This is a genomic window from Cyanobium sp. Morenito 9A2 (assembly GCF_024345575.1).
Classification (GTDB): domain Bacteria; phylum Cyanobacteriota; class Cyanobacteriia; order PCC-6307; family Cyanobiaceae; genus ATX-6F1.
This window is the reverse complement of sequence record NZ_JAGQBJ010000005.1, coordinates 16,527-36,977: the sequence shown is the minus strand read 5'-3', so window position 1 is coordinate 36,977 and position 20,451 is coordinate 16,527. Positions and strand designations below refer to the sequence as shown.

Here is a 20,451-nt window from a genome sequence, read left to right as displayed (position 1 = left end):
TCCCAATGGGCGGGACTCAGCGCTGGATCAAGCCACCCCCCAGGAGCAACTCACCGTCGTAGAAGACGGCCGCCTGCCCCGGCGTGATCGAGAACTGGGGCTCGGCAAACTCGAGCGTCCATTGGCCCCCTGCCTCCGGAGCAAGCAAGCCCCGCTCCGGAAGACTGCGGTAACGCACCTGCACCTCCACCTCCAGGGGCCCATCCGGAGCCTCGATCGACACCCAGTTGAGTTCGTCGAGCTGGCAAGAGGATCGAGCCGCCTCGGCCCTGGGGGCGACCACCACCCGGTTCAGGGCCCCGTCGAGGCGCACCACGTGCAGGGGCTCGCTCCAGGCCACCCCCAGTCCCTTGCGCTGGCCGATCGTGAAGTGCTCAATGCCGTCGTGGCTCCCCAGCACGGTGCCGTCGGCCAGCACGATCTCCCCCGGGCGCGGCGGCAGGTAGGCATCCAGGAACGCCTTCATCGAGCCGTGGTGGTCCGCCAGGCAGAGGTCCTGGCTCTCGGGCTTGGCGGCGGTGCGCAGGCCGTAGCGCTCCGCCTCGGCGCGGGTGTCGGCCTTGGTGAGTTCACCAAGGGGAAACACCAGCCTCGAGAGCACCTCCTGGGAGAGGCCATAGAGGAAATAGCTCTGGTCCTTGTGGGCGTCGAGGCCGCGCAGCAGCTGGGTGCGGCCATTGGCGGATTCCTCGGCCGGGCGTGTGCGGGCGTAGTGGCCGGTGGCGAGCCGGCCAAGGCCGCGCTCGGCGCTGGCCCAGGCCAACATCGGCGCAAATTTCACCTCCCGGTTGCAACGGGAGCAGGGCAGCGGGGTCACCCCTTCGCCGTAGCCCGTGACGAGAAACTCAACGATCTGCTCGCGGAAGCGCTCTCGGGAATCGACCACGTGGTGGGGCACCCCCAACTGGTCGCAGATGCCGGCGGCGTCCACCAGCCCTTCAGCGCAGCAGGAGCCCTTGCCACTCATCAGCCAGAGCGTGAGGCCTTCCACCTGCCAGCCCGCCTGCACCAGGAGGGCGGCGGTGAGGGAGCTGTCGACGCCGCCGGAGAGCCCCACCGCCACCCGCCGTTCCCCGGGCCAGGCGGCCAGGCGCGCCAAGGCCTCGGCTCCGGCCGCGGTGGCGGGGGGACGGCTGAAACCGGTCTGCAGAGAAGCGGTGCTCAAGTCGAGGCGACGGGAATCCCCATCATGGAACCGACACCGCTCCCCCGCCTGAAGGACGTCCCCCCATGAGCGCGCTCCATGCCCCCTGGCCCCGGCGGGATGCCGCCCATCTGATGGTGAGCTCGGCCCAGATGGCGGCGATTGAAGCGGACCTTTTCGCCCACGGCCTGCCGGTGGAAGCGCTGATGGAGAAGGCGGCCCTGGCGATCAGCGCGGCGCTGCTTGATGCGCCCTCGCTGCTGGAGAGCGGGGTGACGGTGCTGGTGGGCCCAGGCCACAACGGCGGCGACGGTCTGGTGGTGGCCCGGGAGCTTTGGCTGGCAGGCGTTCCGGTGCGGGTCTGGAACCCGTTCGAGCGTCCCAAGCCCCTCACGGCCCGGCACCTGGAGTGCGCCCTCTGGATGGGTATTGAGCCGCTCAGCGTCGCCCCCGATCCAGCCGAAGCGGCCCTCTGGATCGACGCCCTGTTCGGCATGGGGCAGAGCCGGCCGTTGGATGACTCGCTTGAAGAGCTCCTGGCCGAGCGCCAGTGCCGGCGGCCCGGCCGGTTGGTGGCCCTTGATGTCCCCAGTGGCCTCTGCTCCGACAGCGGCCAGCTCCTGGGCCGTGTCGCCGCCTGCGCCCGCATCACCTACTGCCTCGGCCTGCTCAAGCTGGGCCTGGTGCAGGATCCGGCCCTTGCTTGGGTGGGGGAGCTGCGGCGCCTGGACCTGGGCCTGCCCGAGCGACTTTTCGAAGCCCTGCCGCCCGAGCAGCCCCTGGCCCTGGCCGCCGCCGATCGACGCGGGGCGCCGTCGCCACGGTTGGGACCGGAGCAGGCCAAGTACGGCCGTGGCCGGCTGTTGGTGGTGTGCGGCAGCGAGCGCTACCGCGGTGCCGCCCCGCTGGCGCTGCTCGGGGCCAGCGCCAGCGGCTGCGGCAGTCTTCGAGCGGCCTTGCCCGAGGCCGTGGCCGAAGGGCTCTGGGCCGTGCAGCCCCATGTGGTTGTGGAGCAAGCCCTGGCCTGCGCTCACGACGGTCACCTTCAGTTGGGGGCGCTGGCGGTCCCGGGGATCCTGGAGCGGCTTGATGCGGTGCTGCTCGGGCCGGGGATCGGTACGGGCGCCAAGGCCAGCGGTCTCGAGCGCGGTTTTTCGAACGCCGCTGCCAAGGAGGAGGGAGCCTGGGTCGCGCTTCAGGTTTTTTCCGGGCTGTTGGTGCTCGATGCCGATGGACTCAACCGCCTGGCCCAGCGCACCTCGGGAGCCGCAGTGGACTGGCTCCAGGGCAGGCAGGGGCCCACCTGGCTCACCCCCCACAGGGGTGAATTCGCCCGGTTGTTCCCTGCACTGGCCGAACGGCCGCCGCTGGCGGCTGCGGCGGAAGCAGCGGCCACCAGTGGCGCCACGGTGCTGCTCAAAGGCGCGCGCACGGTGGTGGCCAGTCCCCTTGGACACCGCTGGCAGCTGATCGAGGCCGAGGCCGTCAGTGCCCGTGCGGGTCTGGGCGATGTGCTCGCGGGCTACGCCGCTGGACGGGGGGCCATGGCATTGGCGGGTGGAATGGCCGATGCTGATGCCTGCACAGGGGCCGAGGGCGTTGCGGCGAGGGGCGCCGCGGCCTCCTTCAGCGCCCTCCTGGCGGCGATCGCCCTTGACCATGCCCAGGCCGGCCGGAGGACGGCGTGCGAGGAGGGTGCTGGCGCCTGCACACCGATGGCCGTCGCGGCAACGCTGGGGCGGCACCGCGTCGATGACGGCCTCCTCGGCTGAGGGCCATGGGGGCAAAGGAACCCCCTCCCTGATGAACGAGCGCTGGCGTCAGCCAGGGAAGAGGTGGTTAATGCTGCCGTCACCCCCAGCGCTGAGCAGGGGGAATGTGTGGTTTTACACGTATCAAGCTGAAGGGTTGTTGACATGACAGCCATCAACCGGAAGTTCATAGGAGATTCGTTGCATCCAAGGCCAGGGTTCATGACAACCTCCAGCCTCTCGGCCAGCGGCAGTCGCCGGCGGAGCAGTGACCCGATCAGCTGGTACCTGGCCACGATCGGGCGGGAGCCCCTTTTAACCCCGGCCGAAGAAATCGAACTCGGCAATCAAGTCCAGACGATGATGCGTCTGATCGAAGACGGGAAGATCAAGCCCCTCAGCGACCAGCAGAAGAAGTCGATCAAAGTGGGGCGGCGCTCCAAGGATCGGATGATGAAGGCCAACCTTCGTCTGGTGGTGAGCGTGGCGAAGAAGTATCAGGGCAAAGGACTTGAGTTGCTCGACCTGATCCAAGAGGGTTCCCTCGGCCTTGAGCGGGCCGTCGAAAAGTTCGATCCCACCCGTGGTTACAAGTTCTCCACCTATGCCTTCTGGTGGATTCGCCAGAGCATGACCCGGGCGATTGCCTGCCAGTCGCGCACGATCCGCCTGCCGGTGCACCTCAGCGAGCGCCTTGGCGCCGTCCGCAAGGTGAGCCTCGATCTGGCCCAAAAGCTCGGGGCCATGCCGAGCCGCGGGGAAATCGCTGAAGCCATGGCGATCCCGATCCAGGAACTCGATTCCCTGCTTCGCCAGTCCCTCACCACCTCAAGCCTTGATGCCCCCGTCAACGGCGAAGAGGGGCGCAGTTTTCTCGGCGATCTGATCGCCGATGGTCACCACGACGAACCACTCGACCAGGTGGAGCGCGGCATGCACCGAGAGCAATTGGGGCGCTGGCTGGCCTCCCTCACCGACCAGGAGCGCCAGGTGTTGGAGCTGCGCTTTGGCCTTGAGGGCCAGGAGCGCCACACCTTGGCCGAGATCGGCCGGCTGCTGGAGGTCTCCCGTGAGCGCGTCCGCCAGGTGGAGCTCAAGGCCCTGCGCAAGCTGCGCAACCTCACACGCCGGCAGAGCGTCGAACTCTGAGGCCGATCAGTCTTCAGCCCAGATGTAACGCGTGAGCTCGGCGGGATCCGGCTCGGGTGCCGCCAGAGCGAAGCTGATCGCGTCGGCCACTTCGGCGTCGATCTCTTTTTCGACCGCCTTGAGTTCCTCAGCGCTGGCCAGACCGTGCTCCTGCAGGTGGGCTGCGAGCGCTTTGATGGGATCGCGCTCCGCCCAGAAGGTCTTTTCGGCCTCACTGCGGAGTTCGTCGGGGTCGGCCAGGGAGTGACCACGGAAGCGATAGGTGAGGCATTCCAGCAGGGTGGGGCCTTCGCCCGCCCGCGCCCGCTCGATCGCCCGTTGGGCGGCGGCCCGCACCGCCAGCACGTCCATGCCGTCGACCTCCTCGCCGGCCATGCCGAAGGCGGCAGCCTTGCGCCAAATCTCCGGATCGCTGGTGGCACGGTCGTGGGCCATGCCAATCGCCCACTTGTTGTTCTCCACGACAAACAGGATCGGCAGCTTCCAGAGCGCCGCCATGTTGAGGCATTCGAAGAACTGACCGTTGTTGCAGGTGCCATCGCCGAAGAAGGCGGCGGTCACCGCATCGCTGCTGGCATCGCCCAGGGCGTCACGCTTGTAGCGGCTGGTGAAGGCGGCCCCGAGGGCCACGGGGATGCCCTCGCCGATGAAGGCATAGCCCCCGAGCAGATGATGCTCCTTCGAAAAAAGGTGCATCGAGCCTCCCCGGCCTTTGCTGCACCCGGTCTCCTTGCCGAACAGCTCACTCATCACCTCCCGGGCCGGCACGCCGGCACTGAGGGCATGCACGTGGTCGCGGTAGGTGCTGCAGAACCAGTCGTGCTGGGCCTTCATCGCCTTGATCACACCCGTGCTCACGGCCTCCTGGCCGTTGTAGAGGTGAACGAAGCCAAACATTTTGCCGCGGTAGTACATCTCGGCGCACTTGTCTTCGAAGCGCCGGCCCAGGGTCATGTCGCGGTAGAGCATCAGCCCGTCCTCGCGGCTGACACTGCTGGGGCCGGCGGGATAGAGCGCCGCCAGACGTTCCGCGTGGCTGCCGGCGGCCCCGGCGGAGCTGTCCATGCGTGTGGCTCCGCCGAGCTGAACCGGGGCAACGATCTCCTGGGTCATGGCGGAGGAGGCTGATCGGGTGAGGCTGACTGTACGGGGTCCGTCCTCGTTCTGCAGTCAAAACCATTGGCCCTGCCTACAGTCGCGTGCCATCGCTGCCGCGCGGTTGGAACTGCCGTTCGATCATTTCCGCCTTCTCGGTGTCAGCCCGGCCGCGGACGCTCAGACCGTGCTGCACACCTTGAAGTTGCGGCTCGATCGTCCCCCCGATCAAGGGTTCACCCCGGAGACCCTGCAAACGAGGGCGGAATTGTTACGCAGCAGTGCCGACCTGCTCAGCAACTCCGAGCGGCGCGAACGCTATGAAGCGGACCTCACCAACCTTTCGAGCGCTGAGGCCTCGCTGGTGCCGGGCCTGGAGGTGCCCCCGTCCAAGGAAGTGGCTGGCCTGCTGTTGCTGCTGGAGGCGGGCCAGGGGGCCGAGGCCTTCGAGGCCGCCCGCCGCGGGCTCAACCCGCCCCAGGCCCCTGCCCTGGGCAGCAGCCGCGAGGCCGACCTGACCCTGCTGGCGGCCCTCGCCTGCCAGGCCAGCGCGGAGGATTACCACAAGGAGCGCCGCTACGAAGCCGCCGCCCAGACCCTCCAGTTGGGGTTGCAACTGCTGCAGCGCATGGGTCAGCTCCCGGCCTCGCGCCAGATGATCGAACGCAGCCTGGCGGCCCTGCTGCCCTATCGAATCCTCGATCTGCTCAGCCGTGATCTGGCCGCGGTGGCTGAGCGCCAGGAGGGGCTGCATCTGCTGGAGCACCTTGTGCAGCAGCGCGGCGGCCTTGATGGGCCCGGGGACGCTGACTTCAGCCCCGAGGAGTTCCAGGCCTTCTTCAAGCAGATCCGCCAATTCCTGACCGTGCAGGAGCAGGTGGATCTCTTCAGCCATTGGGCGGTGCCCTCCTCCCCAACGGCCGGCTTCCTCGCCAGCTACGCCCTCACGGCCTCTGGCTTCAGCCAGCGCAAGCCGGAGCGGATCGCCGCCGCGCGCGAGCGCCTGGTGGCCGGTGGCCAGGCCGGCATGGAGCCCTACCTCGCCTGCCTTTCGCTGTTGCTCGGCCAGGTGGAGGTCGCCCAGAGCCTGTTTGCCCAGGGAGCCAGCGAGCCGTTGCGCCAATGGGCGGCCGAGCAGGGCGACGAACCCCTGGCGGGACTGTGCGCCTATTGCATCGACTGGCTCGATCGCGAGGTGTTGCCGGGCTACCGCGACATCGAGGTGGAGGTTGATCTGGAGGCCTGGTTCGCCGACCGGGACGTGCAGCTCTATGTGGAGCGGGAGGACCGCAAGATGGCCCGGGGTGGGGAAGCCGTCTCCAGTGCTGCGAGCGTCCCTAGCGAGAGCACCAATCTGCTGGCGGAATGGTCACCGGCGATCTCCGGGCTTGGCACCTACCCCGCCCCCACCGCGGCCACCGGCGCTGCTGGGCGTGACGATGGCGCGGAGGAGGACGATCTGGACTGGCCGAGCTGGCCATGGCCCCAGCTCCATTGGCCCCGATGGGGGCGTTCGCTCCAGGCGATCAGCGCCTGGCGCCCGCCTGAGTTGCGCCTGCCGACTCCGGGGGGGCCATCCCTGAAACGACCAGTCTTCCGGCGGCCGACCTTCAACGTGCCCCGGTTCAACCTGGCGAAGCTGAACCTGCCGGAGCAGCCCCGCTGGACCCGAGCGGCCGCCTTGTCCGTGCTTGCCCTCGGCGTGGCCGCCGGTGGCTTTGCCCTGGTGCGCCAGCGGCTGGCCCCCGGGACGCCCCAGGCCGGGATGGCCCCGAGCGCCAGCGTGCCGCCGCTGACCCAGCCCGTTTCGCCTCCGGTGGTAAAGCCGGCGCCCTCCCTGCCCGCCACCCTGCCCCTGGAGAGCGATGAACCCACCCCCGAGGAATTGCAGGCATTGCTGGAAGCGTGGCTGAAGGCCAAGGCTGCGGTCCTAGCCGGGGGCAGCGCCAGCCTCCCCCTCGAGGAACTGGCGCGCACACCCCAGGTGGAGCGGCTCCGCCGTCAGCGCCGCGAGGATGAAGCCGCCGGTCGAATCGAGGAGATCAGGTCCAGCGTGCGCCGCTTCACCGTCACCAACCGCGCCGCCAACCGCATCGAGGCCGAAGTGGAACTGAGCTACAGCGATGAGTTGCGCAACCGCCAGGGTCAGGTGCTGAAGCGAACCCCCGAGGGCAGCCGATCGAATAGGTATGTGTTCGGCCGGGACGGCAAGACCTGGAAGCTGGTCTTCTTCCGTCCCCTGGCCTGAGCCGACACGAATGCCCAGCCGCTGGTCCCCGCCGGCCCGTTCCACACCCGCCCATTGATTAGCCGCCCATGTTCGACGAGCTCTCCCAACGTTTTGAAGACGCGGTCAAGAGCCTGCGGGGTCAGGCCACGATCACGGAAACGAACGTGGACAGCGCCCTCAAGGAAGTGCGCCGGGCCCTGCTTGAGGCCGACGTCAGCCTGGCGGTGATCAAGGAGTTCGTTGCCGATGTGCGCGCCAAGGCCCTCGGGGCTGAGGTGGTGCGCGGCATCAACCCGGATCAGAAGTTCATCCAGCTGGTGCACGAGGCCCTGGTGGAGGTGATGGGCGGCGGCAATGCCCCCCTCGCCAACGCTGATACGGCGCCCACCGTGGTGTTGATGGCGGGCCTGCAGGGGGCGGGCAAGACCACCGCCACGGCCAAGCTCGGGCTGCACCTCAAAGAGCAGGGGCGCCGCGCCCTGCTGGTGGCTGCCGACGTCTACCGGCCCGCCGCCATCGACCAGCTCCAGACCCTCGGCCGCCAGATCGGTGTGGAGGTGTTCAGCCTCGGAGCCGAGGCCAAACCAGAAGACATCGCTGCCGCCGGGGTCGCCAAGGGTCGGGCTGAGGGCTTCGACACGGTGATCGTCGACACCGCCGGTCGGCTCCAGATCGATGCCGCGATGATGGAGGAGATGGTGCGGATCCGCACTGCCGTGGCCCCCGACGAGGTGCTGCTGGTGGTGGATTCGATGATCGGCCAGGAGGCGGCCGATCTCACCCGTGCCTTCCACGAGCAGGTGGGCCTCACCGGTGCGGTGCTCACCAAGCTGGACGGCGACTCCCGCGGCGGCGCCGCCCTCTCGATTCGCAAGGTGAGCGGCGCGCCGATCAAGTTCATCGGCACAGGCGAAAAGGTGGAGGCCCTGCAGCCCTTCCACCCGGAGCGGATGGCCAGCCGCATCCTCGGCATGGGCGATGTGCTCACCCTGGTGGAGAAGGCCAGCAAGGAGGTGGAGCTGGCGGATGTGGCGCGCATGCAGCAGAAGCTGCAGGAGGCCAGCTTCGACTTTTCCGATTTCGTCCAGCAGATGCGCCTGATCAAGCGCATGGGCTCGCTCGGGGGCCTGATGAAGATGATCCCGGGCATGAACAAGATCGACGACGGCATGCTCAAGCAGGGGGAAGCCCAGCTCAAGAAGATCGAGGCGATGATCGGCTCGATGACCGCCGCTGAGCGCCAGCAGCCCGAACTCCTGGCGGCCCAGCCCTCCCGCCGTCGTCGCATTGCCGCCGGCAGCGGCCACACCCCCGCCGACGTGGACAAGGTGCTGGCCGATTTCCAGAAGATGCGCGGCTTCATGCAGCAGATGAGCCGGGGCGGACTGTCTGCGGGCCTTCCGGGGATGGGCGGGGGCTTCCCGGGCCTGGGCGGAGGCTTACCAGGCCTAGGGGGTGGCCTGCCGGAGATGGGTGGGGTCTTCGGCCATCCGGGGGCGTCCGCCCGGGGCGGCGCCGCGCCGCGCCCCCCCAAACCGACCAAGAAGCGCAAGGGTTTCGGGCAACTTTGAGGTGGTCTGTCGGCAGGGTATGGTTGTCGTTTGGCGCGTGATTTCACCGCCGGTTCCTCCCCCAGCAAGCAAGGCAAGGCCACGATGATCAAGCTCCGCCTGAAGCGGTTTGGCAAGAAGCGGGAAACGAGCTTCCGCCTGGTGGCCACCAACAGCACCTCCCGCCGTGACGGCCGCCCCCTTGAGGAGCTGGGCTTCTACAACCCCCGCACTGACGAGACCCGCCTCGACACCGAGGCCATCCGGGTGCGTCTAGGCCAGGGCGCCCAACCCACCGACACCGTGCGCACCCTGCTCGAGAAGGCCGGCCTGGTGGAAAAAACCATCCGTCATGCCGAAAGCGTTGGCAAGCTGAAGCAGGCCGAGGCCCGCGACGCCGCCGCCAAGGCTGCGGCCAAGGAAGCCGCCGCCGCCAAGGCCGCTGAAGCGGCGGCCGCTGCTGAGGCCAAAGCCGCCGAAGCGGCCGCCGCCGCCAGCGAGCCCGAACCCGCCGCCGCCGAAGCCTGATCGCCCGCCCCATGGCCGGGGCCGACAGAGCCACAGCCTTCAGCCTCGACTTGCCGGATGGGGGTGCAGCCCTTGCCCTCGCCGGCGAGGCGGAAGCCACCCTGCACCGCATCGGCGCTCTCACCGGAGCCACGCTCGTCCTGCGCGGACTCACTTTGGTGATCCAGGGCCGTGTCAGTCAGCTGGAGCGCGCTGCGGCCCTGGTTGAGCTGTTGCGTCCCTTGTGGCAAGAGGGCCAGGCCATCACGGCTGTTGATCTGCAGACGGCCCTCTCGGCCCTCGACAGCGGCCGCGGCGAGGAGCATCGGGCGCTGGGCCAACAGGTGCTGGCCCGCAGCCAGAGCGGCCGTCTGCTGCGCCCCCGCACCCTCAATCAAAAGGCCTACGTCGAGGCGATGGAGCGCCATGACCTCACCCTCGCCCTCGGGCCGGCGGGCACCGGCAAGACCTTTCTGGCCACCGTTCAGGCGGTGCGCCTGCTGAGTGAGCGCAAGGTGGAGCGCCTGGTGCTCACCCGCCCGGCGGTGGAGGCGGGTGAACGGCTCGGGTTCCTGCCCGGCGATCTGCAGCAGAAGGTGGATCCGTACCTGCGCCCCCTCTACGACGCTTTGCACACCCTGCTCGGAGCGGAGCGCACCGCTGCTCTGCTGGAGAAGGGGGTGATCGAGGTGGCGCCGCTGGCCTACATGCGCGGCCGCACCCTGGCCGATGCCTTCGTGATCCTCGATGAGGCCCAGAACACCACGCCGGCCCAGATGCGCATGGTGCTCACCCGCCTGGGGGAGAACGCGCGCATGGTGGTCACCGGCGATCCCACCCAGAGCGACCTGCCGCCCCAGCAGCCGAGCGGCCTGATCGAGGCTGCGGAGGTGCTTGAAGGGGTGGAAGGGGTGGCGATCTGCCGGCTCACCGCCGCCGACGTCGTCCGTCACCCCCTGGTGCAGCGCCTGGTGCAGGCCTACGCCGAGCGGGACCGGCGCCGCAGCCGGGGTCTTTAGGGAGAACCACACCCCACCCCATGGCTTGCACTGGCAGGATGGGTGGAGTTAAACCCTCTGGTGAGCCATGCCGGCCAGCAGCAATTTTCAACAGGCCATTCGCGAAGCCCAGAGCAGCGCGCTGGTGGGTCCCAATGTGGTGAACAAGGCCCTGCCCTACGTGGGTGGCGGCATGGTGCTCACCGCCGGCGGCGTGGCCGGTGGCCTGGCCCTCCTGGCCAGCAATCCATCGGCGTTTCAACCGCTGTTCTGGGTTGCCTTGATCGGCAACTTCATCCTCTTCTTCGTCGCCCAGAACGTGGCGCTGAAGGGGAACAGCTCCACAGCTCTGCCTCTGCTGACCCTCTACAGCCTTCTCACCGGCTTCACCCTCAGTGGCATCGTCGCCCTGGCCATCGGCACCGCCGGCATCGGCTCGATCGGTGTGGCGGCCCTGGCCACAGGCGTCACCTTCGTGATTGCCTCGGTGCTGGGGCGCCGCATGAGCGACAGCGTCGGCCAATCCCTCAGCGCCGTGGTGGGCCTAGGGATCGTCGGCCTGCTGATCGCGATGGTGGTTCAGATCATCGGCGGCATCTTTGCCCCCGGCGTCTTCCATGGCGGCAGCTTTGAGCTGCTGATCGCCGGCTTCGGAACCGTGCTGTTTGTGGGAGCCGCCTTCGTCGACTTCTACACGATGCCCCGCACCTACAGCGACGACCAGTACCTGGCCGGCGCCCTGGGCATGTACCTCACCTACATCAACCTGTTCATCTTCATCCTGCGGCTGATCATTGCCCTCAACGGCGGCGGCCGCCGCGATTGAGGGGACCGAAGCTCTCAACCAAGGCGCCCTCCCCAGGGGCGCTTTTTTTTATGGGTCGGCAGGGTGGGGCGCCTGGAAGCTGCGCCTGCTCACTCAGCCACCGCTTCGATCGCCGCCGCGATGGCGGCCTTCTGGTCGTCGTCGTAGCCCCAGCGCTCCAGAAACGCCACGTCGTCGCCGCTGTCCGCGGTGGCCGCCAGCAAGCGCTCCAGTCGCGCCTTCACCGCTCCAGGCTCCAGATGGCGCAACAGTTCGGTGCAGCGGGTCTGCACCCGCTCCGATCCCGCCTGCTGGGCAGCGTCGCCGCTACGGCCGTGGTGGAGCGCCATGGCCGTGCTCATCGCCAGGTTGCGGGCGGTGAGGTCCACCACCAACTCGCCGGCGAGGCGCAGGCTCAACAGCAGCGGTTCCGGCAGCCGGTCCATCACGGGGCTATCACCGGCCAGGGACACGACAAAGAAGCCCCTGGCCCCATCGAGGCTGTCCACCAGCTCTCCCACCCGATCAGCCAGCACCTCATCGCTGAGTTCGCCCGCTTCCCAGAGCGCCAGCCACTGGGTGGCGATCTCCATCGCCTGGGGAAAGCTGGGCGAGACGGGTGCTTCGCTGGGGAGGGCGGCGTAGTCGAGACCACGCGTATCAGCGGCTTGGGTATCGGACATCGGGCCGGTGGGCTGGCAGTGTGAAGGCTATGGAGATCCATGATCCACCGCTGGGGGTGCCGGCGGCAGGGGCCTTCCCCAGCACCCCACCCGGCTTCCGCTCCGGCTTCGTGGCCCTGATCGGGCGGCCGAATGTGGGCAAGTCCACCCTGCTCAACCAGTTGGTGGGCGAGAAGGTGGCGATCACCTCCCCCGTCGCCCAGACCACCCGAAACCGCCTGCGCGCCATTCTCACCACCCCCAGCGCCCAGCTGGTGCTGCTGGACACCCCGGGCATCCACAAGCCCCACCACCTGCTGGGCGAGCGCCTGGTGCAGAGCGCCCGGGGGGCCATCGGCGAGGTGGATGTGGTGATGCTGCTGGTGGATGGCAGCGAGCCGGCCGGCCGGGGGGATGGTTTCATCGTCGAGCTGCTGAGCTCGATCAGGGCCCCGGTGCTGGTGGCTCTCAACAAGAGCGACCTGGTGGATCCCGCCCGCGCCGAGCAGCTCATGGCCAGCTACCGCGCGCTGCTGGGCCAGGACCCGAACGGCCAGGAGCCCATGCGTGCGGCCCCGCCAGCTCAGACAGAGAGCGCAGGTGGCCCTGGTGGCCAAGCGACCGTCTGGGGCCAACGGCCCACCCCGCTCCACTGGCCCCTGCTGGCCTGCAGTGCCACCACCGGCGTCGGCACCAGTGCGCTGGTGGAGGCCCTGGCCGCTCGGCTTCCCCTGGGCCCCCACCTCTACCCCCCCGATGCTGTCAGCGACCAGCCCGAGCAACTGCTGCTCTCAGAGCTGATCCGCGAGCAGGTGCTGCATCAGACGCGAGAGGAGGTGCCCCACTCGGTGGCCGTGAGCATCGATCGCATCGTCGACGACGGCCCGCGCACCGCCGTGCTGGCCACGGTGCTGGTGGAGCGCTCCAGCCAGAAAGGCATCCTCATCGGCAAGGGCGGCGCCATGCTCAAAACCATCGGCAGCGGCGCCCGGCTGCAGATGCAGAAGGTGTTCGATGGCCCCGTGTATCTGGAGCTGTTCGTGAAGGTGGTGCCCAACTGGCGCCGCAACCCGGCCAAGCTGGCGGAGCTGGGGTATCGAGGAGACGGTTAAGTGCCCAGCGGCGCCTGAGGCCGGCGACTGAGAAGATGGGCTGCCGCACCGCGTCCCCCGCCCCCTTGACCGACAGCAGCGCCCCGTTTCCGCCCGAGGATCTGGCCGGCTTTCTGGCCTTCTGCGCCGGTGAGTGGATGAGCTTGCGTAGCCGGTTCGCCCTGGCCGCCGCTGGCGACGACGACTGGCACAGCAGCGAGCGCGGCGAGCTTCAGGTGGCCTGGCAGGCGGGCGATGGTCAGAGCTCCATCGGCGTGCTGGTGGTCACCCCCAAGGGCCAGGCGGGGCGCCAGCTGCGCTTCGAACCGGGCGGCAGGTTTCACGCCACGGATGACGGCACCACTGCCGATCTCAGCGGCTCCTGGCAGCTCTGGCCCGACGGCAGCCTGGAGTTGACGCTGCTCCAGGGCGAACGGGAACTGCGCGAGCGCATCTGGTTCACCAAGCCCAACCTGCGCCTGCGCAGCACCGTCGAGCGTTACGCCGATGGCCGCCCCAGCGACGCCAGCTTCAGCTCCGAAATCCGCCGGGTCTCCCGCCCCCCCGCCCAGGAGGCATGAGCGGCCTGCGCCTCGATGTGGTGACCCTGGCGCCGGAGGCCTTCGCCCCCCTGCGGAGCCTCGGGGTGATCGGGCGGGCCTTTGCCGCCGGCATCGCCGATCTGCACACCCACAACCCGCGCGACTTCGCGCTCGATCGCTACCGCAAGGTCGACGATGAGCCCTACGGAGGCGGTGCCGGCATGGTGCTCAAGCCCGAACCCGTGTTTGCGGCGGTGGAGTCGATTCCGGTGCTGCCACGGCGGCGGGTGTTGCTGATGAGCCCCCAGGGCCGGCCCCTGCAGCAGGCCGATCTGCAGCGCTGGGCCACCGACCACGATCAGCTGGTGCTGCTCTGCGGCCACTACGAGGGCTTCGATGAGCGCATCCGCTCCCTGGCCGATGAGGAGGTCTCGATCGGCGATTTCGTGCTCACCGGCGGTGAGCTGCCGGCGATGGTGCTGATCAACGGGGTGGTGCGGCTGCTGCCGGGCACCGTGGGCACCGCCGCCTCCCTGGAGCAGGAAAGCCACAGCACCCTGCTGCTGGAGCATCCCCACTACACGCGCCCGGCCAGCTTCCGCGGCCAGGAGGTGCCCGCGGTGCTGCGCAGCGGCGACCACGGCGCCATCGCCCGCTGGCGCTTCGAGCAGCAGCAGCAACGGACCGCCGAGCGTCGGCCCGATCTCCATGCCCGCTGGCGGGAGCAGGAACAGCCTTAGGCCGTCTCAGGCACCGCCTGGGGCGGACTGGGAGACTGGGCCGAGCACCGATTCGATCGCCCCATGCACCTGCGTATCGGCAACGGCTACGACATCCACCGGCTGGTGCCGGGGCGGCCGTTGATCCTGGGGGGCGTGCGGCTGGAGCACCCCGACGGCCTCGGGCTCGATGGTCACAGCGATGCCGATGTGCTGGTGCACGCCCTGATGGATGCCCTGCTGGGGGCCCTCAGCCTCGGGGACATCGGCCTGCACTTTCCCCCCGAGGACCCGCGCTGGAAAGGGGCCGACAGCCTGGTGTTGCTGGAGCAGGTGGTGTCCCTGGTGCGGGAACGGGGCTGGCAGGTGCTCAATCTCGATACGGTGGTGGTGGCGGAGCGCCCCAAGCTCAAGCCCCACATCGCCGCCATGCGCGCGGCCATCGCCGCCCGGCTCGGGGTGGAACCCGATCAGGTGGGGGTGAAGGCCACCACCAATGAACGGCTCGGCCCCACGGGCCGCGAGGAAGGCATCGCCTGTCACGCCGTGGCCCTGCTGCACAAACCCTGATTCCGATGGCCCCACCACGGCCCCATCCCTCAACGCCCCCAAGCTGGACCCTCCAGGCGCTGGCATGGCTGCTGGCCGCCCTGATCGGGCTCCCCTGGTCGCTGCTGTCTCCCCAGGCCGCCAGCGCCAGCCCCCTCGACGTCTCAAGCGTTCCCCCGCTGGCGCTGCAGGCCGACCAGGCCGAGGTGCTGGAAACCCTGCGCCTGCGCGTTCCCGCTGCAGCGCGGGTCTGCTGGCTCCAGGCGGAGGCCTCCAGCTGGGAACCCTGGCTCGCCCAGCAGCGCGGCTACCGCGGCCGCCAGTTGTTCTGGGATCCCCAGCGCCAGGAGGCGATGCTGCTGATTGGCTGGGCCCGCCGCCACGACTGGAACGCCATCCCCACCGCCAGCCTCGATCAGGTGCAGGAGCGCTTCGAAGACGCCGCCCGTCGCTGTCTGACCCCGGGGAATCCGAGCCCGCCCGTGCGGGCCAGTGGCGCACGCCCGAGCAACCCCTTCCCGATCGTTTCAAGCGGTGAGCTGCTGCTTGAGCAACTCGGGGAGACGGTCGCCAGGGATCGGCCATGACGCTGGTCCAGGGAAACGGCGAGACCAGCCCCGAGGCGGTCGGAAGCCTCGGCGGCACGATCGTGGGGCTGGCGCACCTCGACCTCGACCGCCGCCGCCGGCTGGGCCTGGCCGAGGCGATCTGGGGAGCCCATAAGAGTGCCGAACAGATCGCTGCGATCCTCGAGCGCCTGCAGGCGCTGGGGCTGCCGGCGCTCGTCACCCGAGTGGATCCGGAGAAAGCCGCGGCGGTACTCAAGTTAGTCCCCGCCAGCCGCTATCACCCGGACAGCCGCTGCCTCACCCAGGGGCCCCTGGAGGAACCGCCGGGGCCCGTGGCGGTGTCGATTCTCACCGGCGGCACCAGCGATCTGGAGGTGGCCCAGGAAGCCGCCCTGGCCCTGCGCTGCTCGGGTGTGGCCAGCAGGTTGTTGGTGGATGTGGGCGTGGCCGGGCTGCACCGGCTGCTGGGGCGCCTGGAGCAGTTGCAAGGCTCCCGTGTGCTGATCGCCTGCGCCGGCATGGAGGGGGCACTGCCCACGGTGCTTGCGGGGCTGGTGCCCCAGCCGGTGATCGGGGTGCCGGTGTCGGTGGGCTACGGGGTGAGCGCCGGGGGCCAGGCGGCCCTCCAGGGGATGCTCGCCAGCTGTGCGCCCGGACTGGTGGTGGTGAACATTGACAACGGTTACGGCGCCGCCATGGCCGCCCTGCGCATTCTCAGGGGATCCGACTGCCCTCCCAAGGGGTCAGAGCAGGCGTTCTGAAACTTTGGAAGGGCCGGGGGGAAGCTCCAGCACAGTTTCCACCCAGCGGCGCATGGACAGGGGCAACAGGCCCAGCCGATAGCGCTGCAACGCTTCCGCCAGTACAGGGGTATTCACCCACTCGACCGGTCGGCGTGCCATCCGCTGAGCCTGGAACTGGAGAGCAGTGTGCGGCCCAAGGAGCGCTCAGGCAAGGGGCTCAGAGGTGCTGGATCTGGGGGTAGGCGGTGAGCAGTTCTTCGGTGCTGAGCACCTCCCCTTCGCCCTCGGGCTGCCAGATCACCTCCAGCGCGAGAAGATCGGCGGAGGGCACCGAACCGATCACGCGCAGGGCCTCACGCAGCTCATCGGCCGTGGTCACTGGCTTGAGCGGCACGCGGCTGCGGCTGGCCACCAGCACGGTGACGGCGATGAAATCACTGGTGGCATCGGCATTGCCAGCGGCCGCGGAAGGTGAACTGAGGCGTTGGCCAGCCACATTCGTGGTGACCTCACTGCGCAGCTTGCTGCGCTCGGTCATCGAGAGCCGGTTGAAGGTGGATTCGGCCGCAGTGAAGGGCACCTGGCCCAGTTCGCTGTTGGCGTAAACCCAGAGGTCGGGATGGCGCAGCAGGGCCAGGGTGGTGTCCTGCAGCACGCGCTGAAGGCCGGCGCTGGAACTGGTGTCGGCGCTGCCGGCAAGGCCGCGTAGATCCTGCTGCAGGTCCCTTGCCGTGGCAAGTAGCCCCACCTGGAGCTGGGCGATCGCCACGGGGCCGTCGCGGCGCGGGGCCTCGATGGCACCGCCATCCCCTCCGGCCAGGGAGCCAGCGCCACCCCTGAGGGCGTTGGCGATCACACCGACGATCGCCATGAGGATCAAAAAGCCGAACAGGCCACCACCACCGAAGCCAAAAATGGGGATCAAGAAGGGAAAGCCGAAGCCGCCACCCCCGTACCCGCCGCCAAAGCCACCCCGGTAGCCGCCGCCTCCACCGCCGTAGCTCCGGGGCATGGAGGGGGCCGAGCGGAAGCTACCGCCACCGATGCGACCGCCGCTGGCCGCCTGGGAGGGCTGGGGCGCCGCCAGCAGCAATCCAGACAGCAGGACCGGCACGAGCAAGGCGCCACAAAGGCGACGGAGTAGCGAGGAAGGCCGCAGTGGGGACAAGGCCAGCACCTGAGGAATCGGCTTGACTCTAGAAACCACCTCCAACGATGGTGACCACCTCCAGTCCATCGGCTTCCCGTACCCGCTGATCCGGCCAGAGGGAGCGCGGGAGGATCGCCCCGTTGAACTCCACCACCACCAGCCGCGGCTCGTAGCCGAAGTGGCGCAGGGTCGCCTCCAGATCCAGGCCGCCCGGGCAAGAACGTTGCTCGCCGTTGAGGACCACCTCGATCGCCACCTCATCGCTCATCCCACCGCCTCGCTCATGCCAGGGCCTCCAGCAGGTCGCGGCTGACCTGGCCGGGGTCGGCCGCGTCGGTGATCGCCCGCACCACCGCCACCCGTTCGGCCCCCGCCGCCAGCACCGCAGCCAAGGTGAGGGCATCGATGCCGCCGATGGCAAAGAAAGGAAGGGGCGATTCCGCCGCCGCCTGGCGCACATAGGAGAGCCCCACGGGTTCCCGGCCCGGTTTGGTCGGTGTGGCGTTGACCGGGCCCACCCCCACGTAGTCACAGCCGTCGGCCACCGCCTGGTGCAGCTGGGCCAGCTCACCCGTGCTGCGCCCGATCAGTCGCTCGGGCCCCAGCAGCCGGCGGGCCACGGCGGGGGGCAGATCCCCCTGGCCCAGGTGCACCCCGTCGGCGTCGAGGGCCAGGGCCAGATCAATGCGGTCGTTGACGATGAACAGGGCCCCGTGGCGGGCGCAGAGCTGGCGCAGGGCCCGGGCCTCCTGCCAGCGCTCGCCATCGGGGGCCTCCTTGCTGCGGTACTGCACCAGCCGCACCCCCGCCTCGAGGGCGGCGGCCACGGTGGCCTCCAGCCGGGGTGAGGGGCTGGTGATCAGGTAGAGCCGGCACTGGGCCAGCTGCTGGCGACGCCCATGGCCCCCCTGACGGGCCCGCAGCACCGCCACTTCCAGGTCGTAGAGGGCATAGCGCCCAGCCGCCGCCTGGCGTGCGAGCTCCGGTGCCTCGCTGCGCGCAAATTCCTCCAGCACCCGCAGGGCCTCCTGCACCCGGGCGCAGTTGGCGGCCACCACCTGGGAGGGGGCCCGCCGCGTCTCCTGGGCGGGATGGCCCAGGCCCGTGGCCGGATCGGAGGCGGTGTGACGCGCCTGCTTGAAGCGCTCCTCGTGCAGCAGACCCAGGCGCTGGCGCAGGTCTTTGGTGCGGGCCACCAGGTCATCGCGATCGAGGCCGAATCGGCACCAGTCTTCGATCACCCGCAGGCCCTCACGGGCGCGATCCAGATTGGCATCCAGCAACCGGGCGATCGCCGCACCGTCCGCTGCGGCGCTGGGCTCAGCCAGGGCTCTGGCGGGGGCGACATCCGGGGGCAAAGACTCCATCGACTTGGTGTGGGTGATGGCGAAGCGGGAGAAGGGGGCTGCTTAGGCTGTCGCCACTACGAGCGTTGCGGCGGCCATGGCTCAGGGAGAGGCGGACAACCCGATGCTGGTGCTGATCTCAGGGATTCTGCTGCTGGGGGGCATCGGCGCCTTCATCATCTGGGGCCTGACCAACGCCTACCCCGCCGCCTGAGCCCCCACCGACGCTGGGTTGAGGGCACGCGGCCCCGGTCAGTTCCCGGGCCCGGTCGGCATCACGGGCGATCTGGGCACTGAGTTCCTCCAGGCCTGAAAAGCGCTGCTGGCGCCGCAGAAGGGCCAGCGGCTCCACCACCAGCTCGCGGCCCTCCAGCTCCAGCTGGCGGTCGAGCAGGTGCACCTCCACCGCCGAGGGGGCCATCGGATCCACAGTCGGCTGGGGACCGAGGTTCATCACCGCCGCCAGCGGCGGCCCGCCACCCAGCTGCGCGAAGGCGGCATAGACCCCTTCCAGGGGCAGAAACTTGCGGCCGTCCACCTGCAGGTTGGCCGTGGGCCAGCCGATCTCACGGCCGAGGCCACGGCCGCGCACCACCCGGCCACTGAAGCGATAGGGACGCTGCAGCAACCGGGTGGCCTCCTGCAGGTCGCCCATGGACAACGCCTTGCGGATGCGGCTGCTGCTGAAACGCTCGCCGTTGTCCTGGAGCATCGGCAAGACGCGAACCTCAAGGCCATGGCGGGCGCCCAGGGCCACCAGCGCCGCGGCGTCGCCGCTGCGGCCCGCCCCGAAGCGGAAGTTCTCCCCCACGGCCACCACCCGCGCCTGCAGCTGACCCACGAGCACCTGCTCGATGAAGGCCTCCGGACTCAGGGCCGCCAGGTCGCGATCGAAGGGCACCAGCACCAGCTGTTCGATGCCCAATGGGTCGAGCAGGCTGAGCTTCTCCACCGGCAGGTCGAGGCGGAGGCGCGTGTCGCCGTAGAGCACCTCCCGGGGGTGGGGCCAGAAGCTCAGCACCGTCGGTACGGGAACGGGCCCCGGCGGGGTCCGGGACGGGGCGGGCCGCCAGCCGGTGACCGCCTCGATCACCCGCCGGTGGCCCCGGTGCAGACCATCAAAGCTGCCGAGGGCCACCGCCGTGGGCCGGCGGGCCTCCTGGGGCGAACGCAGCGGAATCAAATCAGGGGGTCGGGGCCTCGCCCGATCGATCCTCCCATGGCAAGTTTGAGCGGCTCACCCCTTCCCCACCCCCGCCCCGTTCCCATGGCCGATCGCCTGGATCTGCTCCAGATCTCCGCCGCCCTGCGGCGCATGGGCTGGGTGCGCTTCTGGATCCAGCTGGCCCTGGGCATTGTTGTGGTGGGGGTGCTGATCTTCAACAACATCGGCGGCCAGATGGCCGCCAATTCCTCCCGCGCCCTGGGGCTGGGCCCCGGCCTCTCGCTGACCACGCTCTCGTTCCTGGTGCTGCTCTGGTGCCTTTGGCAGGGCTGGCTGGTGGTCAAGTGCGGCCGCGCCCTGGACAGCCCCGCCCACCCCTCGAAGGGGGAGACCAGCCGCCTGATCAAACGTGGACTGCTGGCCGATCTGATCGGCCTCACCCTGGCGGCGGTGGGTTACCAGGCCTTGGCGGGCAGCCTGTTCGTGCAGGCCTCCCAACAGGTTCCGGGCTTCTTCGGTGCCCAGATGCAGGGGGCGGCCGGGGCGGGTGGGCGCGTGGTGGGGCTGCCGATCACCTCGATCGAGATGCTGTCCGTGCTCAGCAACACCCAGGTGCTGTTTGCTCACCTGCTGGGCCTGATCATCAGCTTATGGCTGCTGCAGCGGGTCCACCGCCCCCGCTGAAA

At 69.3% G+C, this 20,451-nt stretch carries 22 protein-coding genes; 14 read left to right on the top strand and 8 right to left on the bottom strand.

The window, feature by feature from the left end; translation table 11 throughout:
• Nucleotides 1-16: 16 nt before the first annotated feature.
• A complete protein-coding gene (gene mnmA / locus KBY88_RS07945; RefSeq protein ID WP_396102831.1) occupies nt 17-1,150 on the bottom strand; it encodes a tRNA 2-thiouridine(34) synthase MnmA in 1,134 nt (377 codons plus the stop codon).
• An 80-nt stretch (nt 1,151-1,230) separates the two neighbouring features.
• Here mnmA and KBY88_RS07940 point away from each other — a divergent pair, with 80 nt between their 5' ends.
• Nucleotides 1,231-2,916, top strand: coding sequence for an NAD(P)H-hydrate epimerase (locus KBY88_RS07940; RefSeq protein ID WP_254939383.1), 1,686 nt, complete (start codon nt 1,231-1,233; stop codon nt 2,914-2,916).
• A gap of 201 nt (nt 2,917-3,117) precedes the next feature.
• On the top strand, nt 3,118-4,044 hold the full coding sequence (locus KBY88_RS07935; RefSeq protein ID WP_254939382.1) for a sigma-70 family RNA polymerase sigma factor: 927 nt from the start codon (nt 3,118-3,120) through the stop codon (nt 4,042-4,044).
• A gap of 6 nt (nt 4,045-4,050) precedes the next feature.
• On the opposite strand, the gene pdhA is transcribed toward KBY88_RS07935, so the two are convergent.
• Entirely contained in the window at nt 4,051-5,109 is a 1,059-nt protein-coding gene (pdhA, locus tag KBY88_RS07930; protein WP_254939542.1) for a pyruvate dehydrogenase (acetyl-transferring) E1 component subunit alpha, read from the bottom strand.
• Between the two features lie 154 nt (nt 5,110-5,263).
• Between pdhA and KBY88_RS07925 the strand changes: the two genes are divergently transcribed.
• The 5 genes from KBY88_RS07925 (at nt 5,264) to KBY88_RS07905 (ending at nt 11,250) form a co-directional block, all read left to right on the top strand.
• Complete coding sequence (locus KBY88_RS07925) at nt 5,264-7,387, top strand: IMS domain-containing protein (RefSeq protein WP_254939381.1); 2,124 nt, start codon at nt 5,264-5,266, stop codon at nt 7,385-7,387.
• A 68-nt stretch (nt 7,388-7,455) separates the two neighbouring features.
• Entirely contained in the window at nt 7,456-8,940 is a 1,485-nt protein-coding gene (gene ffh, locus KBY88_RS07920; protein WP_254939380.1) for a signal recognition particle protein, read from the top strand.
• 84 nt (nt 8,941-9,024) lie between these two features.
• Nucleotides 9,025-9,447: a 30S ribosomal protein S16 gene (gene rpsP / locus KBY88_RS07915; RefSeq protein WP_254939541.1), complete on the top strand. Its 423-nt coding sequence runs from the start codon at nt 9,025-9,027 to the stop codon at nt 9,445-9,447.
• An 11-nt stretch (nt 9,448-9,458) separates the two neighbouring features.
• Nucleotides 9,459-10,445: a PhoH family protein gene (locus tag KBY88_RS07910; RefSeq protein WP_254939379.1), complete on the top strand. Its 987-nt coding sequence runs from the start codon at nt 9,459-9,461 to the stop codon at nt 10,443-10,445.
• 67 nt (nt 10,446-10,512) lie between these two features.
• Entirely contained in the window at nt 10,513-11,250 is a 738-nt protein-coding gene (locus KBY88_RS07905; RefSeq protein WP_254939378.1) for a Bax inhibitor-1/YccA family protein, read from the top strand.
• Between the two features lie 89 nt (nt 11,251-11,339).
• On the opposite strand, the gene KBY88_RS07900 is transcribed toward KBY88_RS07905, so the two are convergent.
• Nucleotides 11,340-11,912 (bottom strand): sll1618 family protein, encoded by a 573-nt coding sequence (locus KBY88_RS07900; RefSeq protein ID WP_514130637.1) that lies wholly within the window; start codon nt 11,910-11,912, stop codon nt 11,340-11,342.
• A 29-nt stretch (nt 11,913-11,941) separates the two neighbouring features.
• On the opposite strand from KBY88_RS07900, the gene era reads away from it, so the two are divergent.
• The 6 genes from era to larB all read left to right on the top strand — a co-directional run bounded on the left by era (nt 11,942) and on the right by larB (nt 16,122).
• Entirely contained in the window at nt 11,942-13,003 is a 1,062-nt protein-coding gene (era, locus tag KBY88_RS07895) for a GTPase Era (RefSeq protein WP_254939539.1), read from the top strand.
• A gap of 65 nt (nt 13,004-13,068) precedes the next feature.
• Nucleotides 13,069-13,563 carry a phycobiliprotein lyase gene (locus KBY88_RS07890; protein WP_315858115.1) on the top strand — a complete coding sequence of 165 codons (495 nt, stop codon included), beginning with the start codon at nt 13,069-13,071 and terminating at the stop codon, nt 13,561-13,563.
• Nucleotides 13,560-14,264, top strand: coding sequence for a tRNA (guanosine(37)-N1)-methyltransferase TrmD (gene trmD, locus KBY88_RS07885; RefSeq protein WP_254939376.1), 705 nt, complete (start codon nt 13,560-13,562; stop codon nt 14,262-14,264). Before KBY88_RS07890 ends, trmD begins: the two co-directional genes overlap by 4 nt.
• Before the next feature lie 63 nt (nt 14,265-14,327).
• Nucleotides 14,328-14,813 (top strand): 2-C-methyl-D-erythritol 2,4-cyclodiphosphate synthase, encoded by a 486-nt coding sequence (gene ispF / locus KBY88_RS07880; RefSeq protein WP_254939375.1) that lies wholly within the window; start codon nt 14,328-14,330, stop codon nt 14,811-14,813.
• 5 nt (nt 14,814-14,818) lie between these two features.
• The gene (locus tag KBY88_RS07875; RefSeq protein WP_254939374.1) at nt 14,819-15,379 is read left to right on the top strand and encodes a TIGR03792 family protein; all 561 of its coding nucleotides are present in this window, start codon (nt 14,819-14,821) and stop codon (nt 15,377-15,379) included.
• Nucleotides 15,376-16,122 carry a nickel pincer cofactor biosynthesis protein LarB gene (larB, locus tag KBY88_RS07870; RefSeq protein ID WP_261348561.1) on the top strand — a complete coding sequence of 249 codons (747 nt, stop codon included), beginning with the start codon at nt 15,376-15,378 and terminating at the stop codon, nt 16,120-16,122. The genes KBY88_RS07875 and larB overlap by 4 nt, the downstream gene beginning before the upstream one ends.
• Here the strand turns inward: larB and KBY88_RS07865 are convergent.
• From KBY88_RS07865 to KBY88_RS07845, 5 genes are all read right to left on the bottom strand, one after another.
• On the bottom strand, nt 16,105-16,263 hold the full coding sequence (locus KBY88_RS07865; RefSeq protein WP_254939373.1) for a hypothetical protein: 159 nt from the start codon (nt 16,261-16,263) through the stop codon (nt 16,105-16,107). The two genes, larB and KBY88_RS07865, sit on opposite strands and share 18 nt — an antisense overlap.
• A 58-nt stretch (nt 16,264-16,321) precedes the next feature.
• On the bottom strand, nt 16,322-17,278 hold the full coding sequence (locus KBY88_RS07860) for a DUF1517 domain-containing protein (protein WP_254939537.1): 957 nt from the start codon (nt 17,276-17,278) through the stop codon (nt 16,322-16,324).
• Nucleotides 17,279-17,300: 22 nt separating this feature from the next.
• On the bottom strand, nt 17,301-17,522 hold the full coding sequence (gene thiS, locus KBY88_RS07855) for a sulfur carrier protein ThiS (protein ID WP_254939372.1): 222 nt from the start codon (nt 17,520-17,522) through the stop codon (nt 17,301-17,303).
• A gap of 13 nt (nt 17,523-17,535) precedes the next feature.
• A complete protein-coding gene (locus KBY88_RS07850) occupies nt 17,536-18,621 on the bottom strand; it encodes a thiamine phosphate synthase (protein ID WP_254939371.1) in 1,086 nt (361 codons plus the stop codon).
• A 118-nt stretch (nt 18,622-18,739) separates the two neighbouring features.
• Nucleotides 18,740-19,783: a bifunctional riboflavin kinase/FAD synthetase gene (locus tag KBY88_RS07845; protein ID WP_315858114.1), complete on the bottom strand. Its 1,044-nt coding sequence runs from the start codon at nt 19,781-19,783 to the stop codon at nt 18,740-18,742.
• A gap of 84 nt (nt 19,784-19,867) precedes the next feature.
• Here KBY88_RS07845 and KBY88_RS07840 point away from each other — a divergent pair, with 84 nt between their 5' ends.
• On the top strand, nt 19,868-20,449 hold the full coding sequence (locus KBY88_RS07840; RefSeq protein ID WP_254939370.1) for a DUF3611 family protein: 582 nt from the start codon (nt 19,868-19,870) through the stop codon (nt 20,447-20,449).
• Nucleotides 20,450-20,451 lie beyond the last annotated feature (2 nt).

Excerpts from the sequence above, each read along its gene's own strand:
- KBY88_RS07940 (WP_254939383.1), top strand. The coding sequence starts at position 1,231 with ATGAGCGCGCTCCATGCCCCCTGGCCCCGGCGGGATGCCGCCCATCTG.
- KBY88_RS07935 (WP_254939382.1), top strand. The coding sequence starts at position 3,118 with ATGACAACCTCCAGCCTCTCGGCCAGCGGCAGTCGCCGGCGGAGCAGT.
- pdhA (WP_254939542.1), bottom strand. The coding sequence starts at position 5,109 with ATGGACAGCTCCGCCGGGGCCGCCGGCAGCCACGCGGAACGTCTGGCG.
- ffh (WP_254939380.1), top strand. The coding sequence starts at position 7,456 with ATGTTCGACGAGCTCTCCCAACGTTTTGAAGACGCGGTCAAGAGCCTG.
- rpsP (WP_254939541.1), top strand. The coding sequence starts at position 9,025 with ATGATCAAGCTCCGCCTGAAGCGGTTTGGCAAGAAGCGGGAAACGAGC.
- KBY88_RS07910 (WP_254939379.1), top strand. The coding sequence starts at position 9,459 with ATGGCCGGGGCCGACAGAGCCACAGCCTTCAGCCTCGACTTGCCGGAT.
- KBY88_RS07905 (WP_254939378.1), top strand. The coding sequence starts at position 10,513 with ATGCCGGCCAGCAGCAATTTTCAACAGGCCATTCGCGAAGCCCAGAGC.
- KBY88_RS07900 (WP_514130637.1), bottom strand. The coding sequence starts at position 11,912 with ATGTCCGATACCCAAGCCGCTGATACGCGTGGTCTCGACTACGCCGCC.
- era (WP_254939539.1), top strand. The coding sequence starts at position 11,942 with ATGGAGATCCATGATCCACCGCTGGGGGTGCCGGCGGCAGGGGCCTTC.
- trmD (WP_254939376.1), top strand. The coding sequence starts at position 13,560 with ATGAGCGGCCTGCGCCTCGATGTGGTGACCCTGGCGCCGGAGGCCTTC.
- ispF (WP_254939375.1), top strand. The coding sequence starts at position 14,328 with ATGCACCTGCGTATCGGCAACGGCTACGACATCCACCGGCTGGTGCCG.
- KBY88_RS07875 (WP_254939374.1), top strand. The coding sequence starts at position 14,819 with ATGGCCCCACCACGGCCCCATCCCTCAACGCCCCCAAGCTGGACCCTC.
- larB (WP_261348561.1), top strand. The coding sequence starts at position 15,376 with ATGACGCTGGTCCAGGGAAACGGCGAGACCAGCCCCGAGGCGGTCGGA.
- KBY88_RS07865 (WP_254939373.1), bottom strand. The coding sequence starts at position 16,263 with ATGGCACGCCGACCGGTCGAGTGGGTGAATACCCCTGTACTGGCGGAA.
- thiS (WP_254939372.1), bottom strand. The coding sequence starts at position 17,522 with ATGAGCGATGAGGTGGCGATCGAGGTGGTCCTCAACGGCGAGCAACGT.
- KBY88_RS07850 (WP_254939371.1), bottom strand. The coding sequence starts at position 18,621 with ATGGAGTCTTTGCCCCCGGATGTCGCCCCCGCCAGAGCCCTGGCTGAG.
- KBY88_RS07840 (WP_254939370.1), top strand. The coding sequence starts at position 19,868 with ATGGCCGATCGCCTGGATCTGCTCCAGATCTCCGCCGCCCTGCGGCGC.